This is a genomic window from Cytobacillus sp. EB106-05-05-XG126 (assembly GCF_058791715.1).
The window spans coordinates 1,174,788-1,189,284 of the sequence record NZ_JBYTDU010000001.1 but is presented as its reverse complement, the minus strand read 5'-3'; the positions used below and the strand labels follow the sequence as shown (position 1 = coordinate 1,189,284).

Here is a 14,497-nt window from a genome sequence, read left to right as displayed (position 1 = left end):
AAGATAAGTTGAGGAAACTAAGAAGAAGAAGTGATAATCGATGACACAGCAGAATAGACAGGCAACATCAGAAGAAATTAAGATCGGCTATTGGAAGAATGAGCTTGATCAATACGGATACATACAAAATGAAGCAGAGCTGCTAAATGTAATTAAGAATATCAATGAAAAGACAGACCCAGGTCTGCTTTCGGAATTATTGGCCATGGCTGCTATCTCCAGGCTAAACAACAATACTGATGATACTCTTGCCAGTGCATGGCTGCAGAAAGCTGTTGAACTGGACACTGGAAATTCAATGGCAGCAGCCCAATTAGGAAAATCCGAATGGAAAAATAAAAGCAATCTGCTTGAAGCCCTGACTTTCCCTCCAATTCGCGAAACCGATAACAGGGCAGCTAAAAAGAAAACAGCGGAGCAATTTATTGAAATTTGCCGAAGCTTTATAAACAAAGCTGATGATGAGTTAGAAGACCTGCAGAAAAAGCAGCATGCCTATGAGGATATGGAATACCGGAAGCTGGCTGAAATACTTGAAAAAGCTATTGAGGAGACAGCTTTACTTTTAAAGGCTTCGGAGGAATATGAGCAATCCATATCAGGTGTTTTCCATACTTCAACTTATTATACCGATATGAAAAACCACTTGAATGCCATCAGCAGGCTTAAAAATGAGTGGAAAGTGATATTTGAATCAGAGGAAGAGGAGTCTGATGTGCAAACCGATCCTCTGGATGAACTAAATGAAATGGTTGGCCTGCACTCTGTCAAAAGCAGAGTTCATGATTTTTATCGGTTTTTAAAATATCAAAATGAACGGAAGTCACTTGGTTTTCAGACGAAGGATGAACTCAGCCTCAATATGATACTAACCGGGAATCCAGGTACGGGCAAAACGACTATCGCACGGCTTTTGGCAAAGATTTATCACAGCCTTGGTGTTTTGCCTCGGGAAGAAGTAATCGAAGCTGACCGGTCACAGCTGGTTGGAGGGTTTGTCGGGCAAACAGAAGAAAATGTCAGAGCGGCAGTTGAAAAGGCGATCGGCGGTGTACTATTCATTGATGAGGCTTACAGTTTAAAGCGTGAGGGACAGACTGGCAGCGATTATGGACAAACTGCTATTGATACCCTTGTATCGTTGATGACCGGAACTGAATACGGAGGAAAGTTTGCGGTTATTATGGCCGGTTATCCTGAAGAAATGAGACAATTTCTGGACAGTAATCCTGGTCTCCGCAGCCGTTTCCCGGAGTCAAACTTTATTGCGCTGCCTGATTATTCAAATATGGAGCTTTTGCAGATTGCTGAGAAGCTGTCAGCCGATAATGATTATGTTCTAACAGAAGGAGCAAAACAGGAACTGGGCAAACGTATTGAAAAAGAGCGGGTTGATGATACATTCGGTAATGCCAGGACTGTAAGAAACATTGTTCTGGATGCGATTTTTAAAAAAGGCTCTCAAGCAAAAAGTAACGAAAACATCATGTCTTATACACTTTTGGAAAAAGAAGATTTTGAAAGTGAAGAAGAAGAAAAGCTGATGAATCCTCGGGAGCAGCTTGACCGGCTGATCGGACTTGAAACAGTTAAAAAAGAAGTTCAACATTTAGTGTCCTTTGTTAAAATGCAGCAGGTGCGCCGTGAAAGAGGTCTTCCGGTTGTCCCTATCCAGCTTCATTCAGTATTTACCGGTAATCCGGGAACAGGAAAAACGACTGTAGCAAAGATCTATGCAGAATTGCTGAAGGAATGCGGATTTCTGAAACGCGGACATTTGATAGTTGCGAGCCGTGCTGATTTTGTAGCCGGCTATGTTGGCCAAACTGCTATCAAGACAAAGAAAAAGATAAGAGAGGCATTGGGTGGTGTCCTATTCATTGATGAGGCATATTCACTTCTTTCTCAGACATCAGGAGATTTTGGCAAAGAAGTCATTGATACGTTAGTGGATGAAATGACAAAGCATAATGAAAATCTTGTTGTTGTTTTGGCTGGCTATCCGAATGAAATGGAGAAGCTAATGTCAAGTAACCCGGGGTTAAAATCGCGATTCAAAAAGTTCTTTCATTTTAAAGATTATTCAACCCCAGAGCTCCTGGAAATTATTATTTCGTATGCTGGAAAATATGAATACACACTAACGGAGGAAGCAAAGGATTACCTTAACCACACTTTATCAAAGATTGAAGTAAACGGGAATGGACGTTTTGCGGCCAATCTTGCTGATGAGGCCATTCAGGCACAGGCCATGAGAATTGTTTCAGCACTTGCTGAGGATATTGAGCAGGTAAGCATTTTGGAGATGCCGGATTTCGAAATAGCTTTAAATAAAATAAGTAAAGGGGAATAGGGATGCTCATCTCAACAAAAGAAATAGAGGTAAGGTATGCAGAAACAGATCAAATGGGAGTAGTATATCACGCCAATTACCTGGTATGGATGGAACTTGGCCGGACACAGATCATTAAAGATCTTGGATTCAGCTATGCTGAAATGGAGAAGGATGGAATTATCTCTCCTGTTCTGGATATTCTTGCTTCTTATAAAAAACCATTGCGCTACGGACAGACTGCAACAATTAAAACCTGGATCGAAGAGTATGACGGTTTCCGCGTCAGCTACGGATATGAAATATTCAATGATGAAGGAGAGCTTGCCGTAACAGGCTTGTCAAAGCATGTTTGCGTCAAAAAGGATAATTTCCGCCCAATTTCAATTAAAAAGAAATATCCTGATTGGCATGAAGCATATGAAAAAGCGAAAAAGCAGCCTGAAGGTGCTGTCAGATAAGTGAAACTTCAATCAGTGGGAGTCTTACTGCCTTAAACTGCGATAAACTAAAGGATGGAGAATAGAAATGGCATTCGGCCTTCGAAGAAAAGATCTTCAAGAATGGAAGAGGAAAATAGACCGTGGAGAAATTGCTTTTTTGACTCATTATTGGCTGGATGAGCGATTCCCTGGGTGTAAAACGGTCACAAAGGTCGGCTGTTCAGATTTGAAGAAATTGATAGATTGGGGAGAATCGCATGGGCTTAAGCCAGAGTGGATTGATTATCGGACTGATGGCTACTCACACTTTGATTTAATTGGTGCCAGGCAGAAGGAAATCCTTAAAAAAGAGAAGCTATTGGAGCAGCTGGAACAGCTGGAATAAGAAAAGCGGAAGGCGCCTGGAGCTAGACAGTTATCTAACTTCAGAATATATACTTATTTTCTGAAAAAAAGAAGCAGGCGGTGTCTGCTTCTTTTACTCATTGTTATATTTGAATTCAGGTTCCTGTGCTTTTTCATTAAATGTCACGAATAAATCGTGATTATCAAAATACCATAAGTCCTTTTCTTCGATAAAGTAAGTAATTCCGTTTTTTTCGGTCTTCACTCCAGCGTCATGTGGCTGTTCATTCGAGACCCCTAGTGAAAATCCCTGCTGCACAGTGCTGCAGCCTCCATACCTTGCAAAAAAGCGGACATAGTCACCCTTTTTTAAGAGCATTTCTTCCTGATACCATTGGGCAGCCTGATCTTCGATATGTATGTTCATTTGAAATTCCTCCTCCTGGGTGATAGTCATATTATAGGCTAGTTTTTCCCTATGCGCGAATAAAATGTCTGCTTCATTTCTTTTTTGATGCCATGTCAGCATTCAACTAGCCCGGAAAAGATATTAAACCGCTTAATATCATAAATACGTTCATGGCCATATGCCATATGAAGGCAGGAAAGATGCTTTGGGATTTCACTGTGACGGCCGCGTAAAATATGCCGCCGACAGCAAACAGAAGACACAAAATAAATGAGTAGCCAAGCATCATATGAGAAAATCCAAATGCCAGCCCGGAAAAAAGAACTGCTGCCTTTTCTCCTGAAAGTTCAGCCATTCTGGATAAGATAATTCCTCTCCATAAGAGCTCTTCCATTAGTCCATTTACAATTGAGAAGCCAATCAGAAATATTAAAAAGTCCCTTGAAAACGAGTTATCTGCTGAAAAAATAGAATAAGCAAATGCGGCAAAATTAATTACGATAGCAATCATAAGAAAATGCTTTATTTTTATTGAATGGAAACCGCTCCATATGAATGGGAAAAATATGAGGGAATTCCAATCCGGTTTTTGCAGAAAGGGGATAGCCGTTTTATTAAACTTTATTGAAATATAGACCAGAATCAGGATCGGGATTACCAGAAGAAGCCTATTCAATATCAATAAGATATAGTATGGAAGGGGCAGTGCATCAAGCAGCTTATCGCCATAAAGAAACAAAAGGCTGCCTGTTAAGTATCCGGCAATGGTCCAGGAAAAAACACGCTCCTGCTTTGAGAGAAACAATAAAAAAATGATAAGGCCAAACGAAAGAATGAAAGCGAAAGAGAAGAGCTTCACTTGAAAAAGCAATACGCCAGCGGTGAATACGCTTAGCTGCAAAAAAGGAAAAGACTTATTAACATAAGCGGTTTTCATATTCGAACCTCCCAGTATACAAAATATTTTACCATTCTTTACAAAAAAAAAGCGCTAATAAGCGCTTTACTGAACGTTTCCAGTCATATGTTTCATAATTTCGGCAAATTTGGACTCTGCATGTGGTAAACCAAAGCTGCCCGCATCCTCGAGCGGTACGATCCGGTAATTACTCAGCTGTTTATTGCTGACGTAGGTCGGGACGAATTCCGGATTGGTAAGTGTGATATCGACCCCGTTTTGGTCAATATATTTTGTAACCTCCACAGTGGCAAGCCCGCCTATATCTTTATAATCGCGCATCTGCCCGGATAAAAAATTGCCAAGCGAGTAAACGACCAATGACCGGCCGCCGTCTTTTCTGTCAATCCACTCCATAGGCTGCAGAACATGTGGATGGTGGCCGAAGATAATGTCAACACCTTCATTTACGAGAGTCTCAGCTAATTTCTTCTGCTCCTCTGTTGGCTGAAGCTGATATTCATTTCCCCAATGCATACTCATCACAACGACGTCAGCTTCGTCTTTAGCCCGGTTAATTTCTTTTTTTATGGCGGTTTCATCAATGAGATTAACGAGATATTCCTTACCTTCCGGAACAGGAATTCCGTTTGTGCCATAGGTATAAGAAAGATAGGCAACTTTAATTCCGTTTTTGCTGAGTATTTTCAAGGTTTGCTGCTCACGTGGTGTTCTGCTCGTTCCCACATGCGGCAATCCAATTTGATCCATATAATCCAGAGATGCTTCCAAGCCCTTTACACCCTTATCGAGTGAATGGTTATTGGCAGTTGAAACGATATCAACGCCTGCATCAATGAGGGCATTCCCCACTTCCTGAGGGCTGTTGAACATTGGGTAACTGGAAATTCCTATCTTTGGGCCGCCAAGAATAGTCTCTTGATTGGCAAGTAAGAGATCAGGCGTACTTAATAGCGATTTTGCATGTTCAAACATCGGGTTGAAATCATAGCCTGTTTTTGTTTTAGCATCATTATATACCCAATCATGAATAAGGATGTCTCCGATAGCTCCCAAGGTCACCCTTTCAATAAGGATTTTGTTGCCCTCGGCAGTTTCTCTGTTTTCAGCATGCAATTGAACAGGTTTGGCTTCAGCTGCCTCAGCCTTATATTCAGTGTGCATTTTATAGATTAAGAGACCCGAGCAAATTACTAATGTGGTACAGAAAAATGCAGATAACAGGAAGGCTTTGGTGTATTTCATCAAAATTATCCCCTTAATATGAAGCAGAATATATTAATAGTCTAATTTTAATATGAATTTTTGCATTTTTCATCATTTTTCTGCAATTTTCCCATTCAAATTCAATGTTTTTATTTGCTAAATGCCATAGGAAGTTCAATTGTAAAAACACTGCCTTGTGAAAGTGTGGAATGGACTTTAATTCTGCCTTTATGTTCCTCTATTATTTTCCGGCATAAGGATAGACCGATGCCAGTCCCTTTTTCTTTCGTTGTATAAAATGGCAAAAATAATCTGCTGATCGTTTCTCCTGTCATTCCCGGTCCATTATCCTCAATGATGATTTGGATTTTCCGGCTGTTTGATTTGGCAGTCAGGCAAACCATTCCTTCTCCTGCATGAGCTTCTTCACATGCCTCCAGTGCATTTTTTATTAAATTAATCAGTACTTGCTTTATCTTATTAGAATCACCATAGATGGCGGGCTCTCCAGGACATAGGTTAACTGAAAGGTTTATATTTTTAATATTTGCCTGATTTTCGAAAGAAATCTTCATTTCCTGAATCAATTTGTTTAAGTCTATTTCCGTTTTCTTGTTTATTCCAGGTTTCGATGCATTTAGAAATTCATAAATCAGATCATTTGCCCTATTAATCTCATCAATCGCAATTTGGGCGTACTGTTCTTTGCCGATTTCAGTTAAATAAGGCTTTAAGAGTTCCATAAACCCTTTTACTGTTGTCAGCGGATTTCTGATTTCATGGGCTAATGCTGCTGCCAGCTGGCCGTCGCTTTCCAGGATTTTTCCTTCAGCTATTTTTAAATTCTTCATTTTTTCCTTTTCCATCTCATTATTCATCCTAACATTAGCGTTTTCGGCAAAATTTAAGCCTAAACTAATGTATGGCGAAAGATATCAATATATGTTCTTTTATGTATAAAGTATATTCATGTTATTAATTAAAAAATATTTTTTAATCAAAATAAAAAACAGCAGATAAAAGGTCTGCTGTTTTGCATTTACGGCTGGTTTTCAGCCAAGCCATTTTATTTTGGGCTCGGTTTTGTCCCTGATTCGTTTAATGTTTGCCCTATGCCTGTAAATAACAAAGAATCCCAGGATAGAAACGACTATTATCAAGGGTATGTCACCTAGTACAAGTGCGTAAATGATAGATGCTGCTGCTGCCAGAATAGAGGATAAAGACACATACTTGGTTATGTAAAGGCTTAAGAAGAAAACACCCAATAGGATAAGAAACATGAACGGTACGTAGGCTAATAGCACTCCGCCTGAAGTTGCCACTGCTTTTCCTCCGCGGAAGCCGGCAAACAGAGGATACATGTGTCCAATTACTGCAAAAATCCCGGCAAGAAGGTGATGCATATCTGATCCAAAGAACAATGGCAGGGATGCAGCAAGGGTGCCTTTTAAGATATCAGCTATGGTCACGATCATGCCGGCCTTAACTCCAAGGGTCCGAAAAGTATTGGTACCGCCAAGATTTCCGCTGCCATGCTCTCGAATATCCATTCCATAAAAAAGTTTTCCTACAATTAAACCAGAAGGAATGGAGCCAAGTAAATAAGCTAAAATAATGATAATTCCATAAATCATAAGAACTCTCCTTCATACTTTCTATGTTAGTATATTGTACCATGTGAGCAAAGCAGCATACCATGTGCAATTAAAAAGTAGTCCAATTTATTTCTGAGGGGTGCTTCAAACTCTCTGGCTTGTGTTTGATATGTTTGACACCGGGTATAAGTAGACTGTCACAGCAATCAAATCCAATTAAAGGAGAGATTCAGCATGGAACAAAATATGAATAACGTAAATGGACAAGCAGCAAATGTAGAGGGAAAGCTAGATAATATGGGGAGCGAAAAGAAAGATGAAATTCTTTCAAGCTTTGACGGATTTAAAGATTATTTAAGCGGAAAGGTTTCCATGGGACAGAAAATGGGCATGGATGAGGAGCAGCTTGCTAATACTGCTCAAAAGGTAGGCGATTATCTGGCTTCCAAAGAAGAACCGAGAAACCGTGAAGAAAAGCTTCTTCAGGAATTGTGGAAGGTAGGAACAGAAGAAGAAAAGCATAAGCTGTCTCATATGCTTGTAAAGCTTGTTAGCTAAAAAATATATATTAATGGCGAAGGCACCGGCCTTCGTTTTTTATTTTGCCTGAAAGCGCATAGATGAGTTTACAATAGTCAAAAATGGTCTATATATAGTTATCGCAGTCTAAGGAGCAGGGGGAGTCTTGGTGAAAAAGGTTCTGGGAAAAGTAAAAACAAAAAAGGTATGGATACCCATTTTGAGCCTTGTGCTGGTATTGGCAGCAACCATTATCTATCAATCCAATAAATCTTTGCCAAAGGGTCTTTCATTTGAGGGGGAAGTATATTCTGCAGAAGATGTTCAATTCTTATACGATTTAACATATGAAAAAGAAAATGGCAAAAGAGAAAGTGAACAGCAGATCTTTCAGCGTATTATAGAAGCAGTTGACGAGGCAGAGGATTTTATAGTGATGGATATGTTTTTATTCAATAGCTTTAACGACGGTGATAAAGATTATCCTAATATTAGCGGTAAAATAACTGATAAGCTGATCGATAAAAAGCTTAGCCGCCCGAATATGGATATTACTGTGATCACAGATCGGATTAACAGCACCTATGGATCGCATGAAGTTCCGGAATTCCGGAAACTCAAAGAGAATGGCATAAATGTTGTTTATACTTCATTAGTTCCTTTAAGGGATTCAAATCCCATTTATTCGGCATTTTGGCGTGTGTTTATACAATGGTTTGGCCAGGGTGGAGAAGGCTGGCTGCCCAATCCGCTCGCAGAAAATGCACCTAAAGTGACATTCCGGTCTTATCTTGATCTTATGAACATAAAAGCAAATCACCGTAAAGTCTTTGTGACAGAAAAATCAGGGATTGTAACATCTGGAAATCCCCACAATGCCAGCGGATTTCACTCAAATATAGCATTTGAAGTAAAAGGGCCAATCTTAGGTGATCTCGTAAAAACCGAGCAGGCGGTGGCCGATTATTCAGCATCCGGTAAACTGGCAGATTTCAAGCCTGAAAAGAGCAACAAAACCGGCCCGCTTAAGGTCCAGGTACTGACTGAAGGAAAGATTTATAAACACATTCTTCAGGAAATTAATAAAGTTAAGAAAGGGGAAACCATCTGGCTTGGCATGTTTTATCTTGCTGACCGAAAAGTAGTTGATGCACTTAAAGAAGCAGCCGACCGGGGAGTTATAGTAAAAATGATCCTGGATCCCAACCAGAACGCTTTCGGATCTGAAAAAATTGGGCTGCCTAATATACCTGTTGCAGCTGAATTGGACAAACTAGGCCATGAAAACATAAAAATCAGATGGTACAATACTGGATTTGAACAATACCATCCGAAAATCATGTATGTAACCGGCAAAGAAAAAAGTTTGATCATAGCTGGTTCAGCTAATTTTACAAAAAGAAATTTGGATGATTTAAACCTGGAGACAAATTTAAAAATCAGTGCCCCAGCCCAATCCCAGGTTATAAGGGATGTTGACAGGTATTTTAATAAGCTTTGGAATAATAACGGTGCCATTTATACAAAGAACTATTCATCCAATGAGAAGATGCCTGGGGTTAAATATATTACTTACAGACTGCAGAAGCTTACTCACTTTACAACATACTGACAAAAACATGAAACCTTTCTTATATAAATTCCGTTAATATAGGAGGGGTGAAATAATTGGAAAACATTCTAAATTTCCTTCCCATTTTTTGATAATTTCGTTACGATGAATGCAGGGGAGGAAAAGGAATGTATGAAATTGAAACAAGACCACAAAAGCCTTCCGCTAAAAAACTTATTATTGCGGGGCTTTTGTTTGCTTTTACACTGATAATTTCGAGTGTCATCCTATTATTATATCCTTTTGCTTCAAAAGAGAAGGTATCTTACTTTAAAGGAGATCATCCGATTTTGTTTATGGGCAAACAAGCGGGAAATGCTTATATAGAAGGCAAAACGATCTACCTGCCGTTAACTTTTCTGCAGGAATTTGTTGACGAAGCTATTATTTTTGATGAACATTCACAATCTATCATTATTGCCACTGCAAATAAAGTAGTGCAGCTGCCGGCTGAATCTTCGAGCTATTATGTGAATGAGAAACCTGTGAAATTGGACTTTTCTGTTGTTAAACAGATAGAAGGAAACAGGTATTTAGCGATTGAGCCCTTATTGGCTTTCTATCCAATAACTTATTCAATACTCTCTGATACAGGTGCAGTTTGGGTTAAAAAGAATGGAGAGACCTTTGCTGCCGGTAAAGTGCAGGAAAAAGATATTCATGAAGAATTGCTCCGGCTGCGGACAAAAGCAAGCCTGGATTCTCCATATACGGCCACCGTATCTCCGAAAGAGAATGTATTTATAGAACAGGAAAAAGAAGACTACTATTTTATAAGAAAAGAAGACGGCAGAGCCGGCTATTTGAAAAAGAAATACATAAAAAAGGGGGAGAGAAAGGAGATAGCTATTTCTCTTGAAGAAGCAAAAAACACAGTGCCGAAAATGGAAGGTCCAATTCAGCTGACCTGGGAAGCTGTATATACAAAAAACCCGAATACTTCGAGCATCCCGAAGATGGCTGACGTGAATGTCATTTCACCAACATGGTTTGAGCTAGCGGACGGAAAAGGGGCTATCAAAAACCTGGGTTCGAAGGATTATGCAAAATGGGCCAAAAAACAGGGATACCAAATTTGGGGCTTGTTTTCAAATGCATTTGACCCTGAATTAACACATGAAGCTTTTGGTTCTTTTGAAACAAGGCAGAATATGATTCGCCAGCTTCTGCATTTCAGTCAATTATATGAATTAAACGGGATTAATCTTGACATTGAAAATGTTAATCCTGAAGACGGGCCTTTCATAACGCAGTTTGTGAGGGAAGCCACTCCATATTTTCATGACGCAGGTTTAGTAGTATCGATGGATATCACCTTCATTTCATCAAGCGGCAATTGGTCGGCTTTTTATGAAAGGGATAAGCTTGCCCGGATAGCAGATTATATGGTAGTCATGGCTTATGATGAGCATTGGGGCAGCTCACAGGTTGCAGGAAGTGTTGCAAGCCTCCCGTGGGTGGAGAAAAACCTGAAACTTTTGCTTGAGGTTGTGCCCAATGAGAAATTAATATTGGGTGTGCCTTTATATACAAGATTATGGGAACAAAAATCAAATGGGGATGTTTCTTCCAAAGCCCTTTCTATGGGAAAAGTGAAAGAATGGCTCAGCCAAAATAAAATTACTCCGGTATACGATCCGGTAAGCGGGCAAAATTATGCGGAGCATTATTCAGAAAAAGATAAAATCACATACAAAGTGTGGCTTGAAGATGAAATCTCACTGACAAAACGGGCTGAATTAGCAAAGAAATATCATTTGGCCGGTGTGGCAAGCTGGAGCAGGTACTTTGCTGATGAAACAGCCTGGTCTGCCTTAACTTTAACAAATAAGGGAGCAGCTAAAAAATGAAAGAAAGGCCGGAGAACATCCCGGCCTTATTTTTCTGCCTCGGCTTTAATGTGGCTAAAGGATTTTACGGAGAATAGACCTTTATCAGTTAATTTGAGTTCAGGAATAACTGGAAGCGCTAAAAATGAGAGCGTCAAAAACGGGTTGAATTCCATACTGCATCCGATTGTCATAAGTGCATGATTCAATTGGGATAAACGTGCATGGATAAATGAAGAATCCCGATCAGTCATGAGTCCTGCAATAGGCAGGGGCAGTTCGGCAAGAATTTTCCCATCCTGGACAACAGCAAGGCCTCCACTCATTGCTTCGGTATGCTTAATGGCAGCCAGCAAATCTTCATCAGAAGTGCCTGCTGCGACAATGTTATGGGAATCGTGGGCAACTGTTGAAGCAATCCCGCCTCTTGTAATCCCTAATCCCTTAACAATGCCAAGTCCAATGCTGCCTGAGCAATTGTGGCGCTCCACAACAGCCAGCTTTAAAAGATCACTTTGAGGATTTGGCTGGAAATATCCATCAATTGATTCTGTCTTTTCCACCAGATGTCTGGTCACAATGCTGTTCGGTATAATGCCAATGATATTGCAGTCACCCTTGCCAATGCTAATACTTAAATCTTCATAGTTCAGGCTGCTGATTTTGACACTGTTCAAGATGCGTTCTGCAGGTGCAATTCTGTTTGGAACAGAATTCTTCATGGACCCGTTTTCTGCAGCAAGTATTCCGCTCTTTAATACTTTATCAACCTTGACATTCCTGAGATCATTAAGAAAAATCAAGTCGGCTTCATAGCCGGGAGCAATAGCCCCTTTATCTTTCAGTCCGAAGCATTCTGCTGCATTCAGAGTAGCGATTTGTACCGCAAGGATAGGATCCATCCCTTCCTTAATGGCCATTCTGACATTATGGTCGATGCTGCCTTCATTGATCAGGTCATCCAGGTGCTTGTCATCTGTAACAAATAAACAGCGCCGTGCGTTTTGTTCGCTGACAGATTTGAGAAGTGACAATAAGTCTCTTGCTGCAGACCCTTCCCGCAGCATAACATACATCCCTTTGCGAATTCGGTCCAGTGCTTCTTCAGGAATGATGCATTCATGGTCTGTTCTTATGCCGGCAGCCATGTAAATATTGATTTCATCCGCATTAAGTCCTGCTGCATGCCCATCAATGCATTTCCCTTTGCTATAGGCTGCTTCCAGTTTTTTCAGCATATCATCAACGTTGTTCATAACAGCGGGATAATCCATAACTTCACCGAGCCCCAGCACTCTTGGGTGACTGTAATACTTTTCTAGATCCGTGTCACTGAGGGACGCGCCGGCATTTTCAAATGGAGTTGCAGGCACGCAGGATGGAAGCATAAAAAATACATCAAGCGGGATATCTTCCGAAGATTCCAGCATGAAATCAATGCCGTCAGTTCCGCTGACATTGGCTATTTCATGAGGGTCTGCAATCACAGTCGTTACTCCATGTGGGAGGACAACATTACTAAACTCGGCAGGAGTCACCATCGCCGACTCAATATGGACATGCCCATCAATAAAGCCGGGGGCGATATAGCTGCCCCCAGCATCAATAATTTCCTTGCCTTCATAGCTTCCTAAGCCAGCTATAAATCCATCGGAAATTGCTATGTCTTCCTCAATGATTTCACGTGTAAATACGTTTATAACTTTTCCGTTTTTAATAACCAGATCGGCAGGAGTTCTTTTGGCTGCCACATCAATTCTTTTTCGTAACGTTTCAATGGTAAGCTTCATTTGTACTCCTCGCTTTTTAAAAAATGGCCATCGTCAGATTAATGTCCGCCCATAATGAAATTAATAATAAAGGCAGCACTGACAAAATACATGATCCAATGGATTTGCTTATGCTTGCCTGTAAGAAGCTTGAGCAGTGTGTAAGAGATAAAGCCGAATGCCAGTCCCTGTGCGATACTGAAAGTTAAAGGCATGAGAACAATCGTTAAAAATACAGGAATAACATCCGTAAAGTCATCAAAGCTGATATGTTTTATTTCACTAAGCATTAAGGCGCCAACAAGAATAAGAATAGGCGCAGTGGCGACAGACGGTATGAAATAGATGAGCGGAGCAAAAATGAGCGAAAGGAAAAATAGTACAGCTACAGTTAAAGAAGTTAAGCCAGTGCGTCCGCCTTCCGAGATCCCTGTGGCGTTTTCCACATAAGCGTTTAAAGCAGTGCTTCCGAAGGCTGCACTTGCCATCGTTCCAACTGCATCTGCCTGAAGGGCACGATCCAGGTTTTCAATTTTTCCATTTTCATCTGTGAGGCCGGCTTTTCTTGATAATCCGATGAGGGTAGCTAAATTGTCAAATAATTCTACGATCGTAAAGGAAAAAATGACTGAGATGATGCCATATTTTACTGCTCCCATAATATCCATAGCTAAAAACGTCTCAGACATGCTAGGGAGATTGAGGGAAACGATGTCACCTACGGCTTTTGGATAGGCAATAAAGCCAACAATCATGGCTGCTGCACTTGTACCCAAGATACTAATAAGCAGGGCGCCTTTTACTTTCTTTGCCATCAGGAGGGCGGCAATAATTAATCCGAATAAGGCAAGAAGCGGTCCCTTGCTTGTGATGCTTCCCAGGCCGACAAATGTAGCTTCATTAGCGACCACAAGTTCTGCATTTTTCAACCCGATAAAAGCAATAAACAAACCAATTCCAACACCTATGGCTGACTTTAAGACATCCGGGACACCATCTACAATCTTCTGCCGGACTCCGGTAACAGTTAAAATTAAAAACACAATCCCCGATATAAATACAGCACCAAGCGCTGTTTGCCAGGAAAGACCCTGACCAAGTACAACTGTATAGGCAAAAAAGGCATTCAGCCCCATACCCGGGGCAACTGCTACAGGGAAATTTGCCCACAGTGCCATTAGAAGAGTACAGAAGACACTTGCGTAAATAGTTGCAGCCAATGCGGCTTCTTTTGGTATTCCTGCATCAGCTAAGATAATCGGGTTGACAAAGATGATATAACTCATTGTCATAAATGAAGTAATGCCTGCCAGTATTTCTGTCTTAACATTTGTGTTCCGTGCGGAAAGCTTAAAGAGCCGTTCTAAGAGGTTCGCATTAGAGGCAGGCGGAAGGCCCGACCCAAGATCCTTTTCAATCATCGACATGAAAGGTCACTCCTTATTCATGGTTAATGTTCATCCTGAGACACGAACTGACTAGACCATGGAATAGGCGGGAGATCTATTTTCTTGAG

13 protein-coding genes are annotated in these 14,497 nt (G+C 40.6%); 6 read left to right on the top strand and 7 right to left on the bottom strand.

The window, feature by feature from the left end; genetic code table 11:
- Positions 1 to 40: 40 nt before the first annotated feature.
- The 3 genes from AC3WTL_RS05950 (at position 41) to AC3WTL_RS05940 (ending at position 3,160) form a co-directional block, all read left to right on the top strand.
- Positions 41 to 2,353: an AAA family ATPase gene (locus tag AC3WTL_RS05950; protein WP_252221786.1), complete on the top strand. Its 2,313-nt coding sequence runs from the start codon at positions 41 to 43 to the stop codon at positions 2,351 to 2,353.
- 2 nt (positions 2,354 to 2,355) lie between these two features.
- The gene (locus AC3WTL_RS05945; RefSeq protein ID WP_048010108.1) at positions 2,356 to 2,793 is read left to right on the top strand and encodes an acyl-CoA thioesterase; all 438 of its coding nucleotides are present in this window, start codon (positions 2,356 to 2,358) and stop codon (positions 2,791 to 2,793) included.
- A 67-nt stretch (positions 2,794 to 2,860) separates the two neighbouring features.
- Complete coding sequence (locus AC3WTL_RS05940) at positions 2,861 to 3,160, top strand: hypothetical protein (protein ID WP_061790818.1); 300 nt, start codon at positions 2,861 to 2,863, stop codon at positions 3,158 to 3,160.
- 93 nt (positions 3,161 to 3,253) lie between these two features.
- Here AC3WTL_RS05940 and AC3WTL_RS05935 read toward each other — a convergent pair whose 3' ends face one another.
- The 5 genes from AC3WTL_RS05935 to plsY form a co-directional block, all read right to left on the bottom strand.
- Positions 3,254 to 3,547, bottom strand: coding sequence for a HesB/YadR/YfhF family protein (locus tag AC3WTL_RS05935; protein ID WP_048010106.1), 294 nt, complete (start codon positions 3,545 to 3,547; stop codon positions 3,254 to 3,256).
- A 106-nt stretch (positions 3,548 to 3,653) separates the two neighbouring features.
- The gene (locus AC3WTL_RS05930; protein ID WP_252221792.1) at positions 3,654 to 4,466 is read right to left on the bottom strand and encodes a CPBP family intramembrane glutamic endopeptidase; all 813 of its coding nucleotides are present in this window, start codon (positions 4,464 to 4,466) and stop codon (positions 3,654 to 3,656) included.
- Between the two features lie 66 nt (positions 4,467 to 4,532).
- Positions 4,533 to 5,693 carry a CapA family protein gene (locus tag AC3WTL_RS05925; RefSeq protein WP_048010104.1) on the bottom strand — a complete coding sequence of 387 codons (1,161 nt, stop codon included), beginning with the start codon at positions 5,691 to 5,693 and terminating at the stop codon, positions 4,533 to 4,535.
- Positions 5,694 to 5,803: 110 nt separating this feature from the next.
- Entirely contained in the window at positions 5,804 to 6,520 is a 717-nt protein-coding gene (locus AC3WTL_RS05920; protein WP_252221795.1) for a sensor histidine kinase, read from the bottom strand.
- Between the two features lie 186 nt (positions 6,521 to 6,706).
- Complete coding sequence (gene plsY / locus AC3WTL_RS05915) at positions 6,707 to 7,291, bottom strand: glycerol-3-phosphate 1-O-acyltransferase PlsY (protein ID WP_252221798.1); 585 nt, start codon at positions 7,289 to 7,291, stop codon at positions 6,707 to 6,709.
- 195 nt (positions 7,292 to 7,486) lie between these two features.
- Between plsY and AC3WTL_RS05910 the strand changes: the two genes are divergently transcribed.
- From AC3WTL_RS05910 to AC3WTL_RS05900, 3 genes are all read left to right on the top strand, one after another.
- Positions 7,487 to 7,810, top strand: a complete 324-nt coding sequence (locus tag AC3WTL_RS05910; RefSeq protein ID WP_252221801.1) for a DUF3243 domain-containing protein — start codon at positions 7,487 to 7,489, stop codon at positions 7,808 to 7,810.
- A gap of 130 nt (positions 7,811 to 7,940) precedes the next feature.
- On the top strand, positions 7,941 to 9,383 hold the full coding sequence (locus AC3WTL_RS05905) for a phospholipase D family protein (protein WP_226619255.1): 1,443 nt from the start codon (positions 7,941 to 7,943) through the stop codon (positions 9,381 to 9,383).
- Positions 9,384 to 9,511: 128 nt separating this feature from the next.
- The gene (locus AC3WTL_RS05900) at positions 9,512 to 11,233 is read left to right on the top strand and encodes a glycosyl hydrolase family 18 protein (RefSeq protein ID WP_252221804.1); all 1,722 of its coding nucleotides are present in this window, start codon (positions 9,512 to 9,514) and stop codon (positions 11,231 to 11,233) included.
- 26 nt (positions 11,234 to 11,259) lie between these two features.
- Here the strand turns inward: AC3WTL_RS05900 and ade are convergent, their stop codons facing one another.
- Positions 11,260 to 13,002, bottom strand: a complete 1,743-nt coding sequence (gene ade / locus AC3WTL_RS05895) for an adenine deaminase (RefSeq protein WP_248347154.1) — start codon at positions 13,000 to 13,002, stop codon at positions 11,260 to 11,262.
- Between the two features lie 38 nt (positions 13,003 to 13,040).
- Complete coding sequence (locus AC3WTL_RS05890) at positions 13,041 to 14,408, bottom strand: NCS2 family permease (RefSeq protein WP_048010098.1); 1,368 nt, start codon at positions 14,406 to 14,408, stop codon at positions 13,041 to 13,043.
- Positions 14,409 to 14,497: the final 89 nt, after the last annotated feature.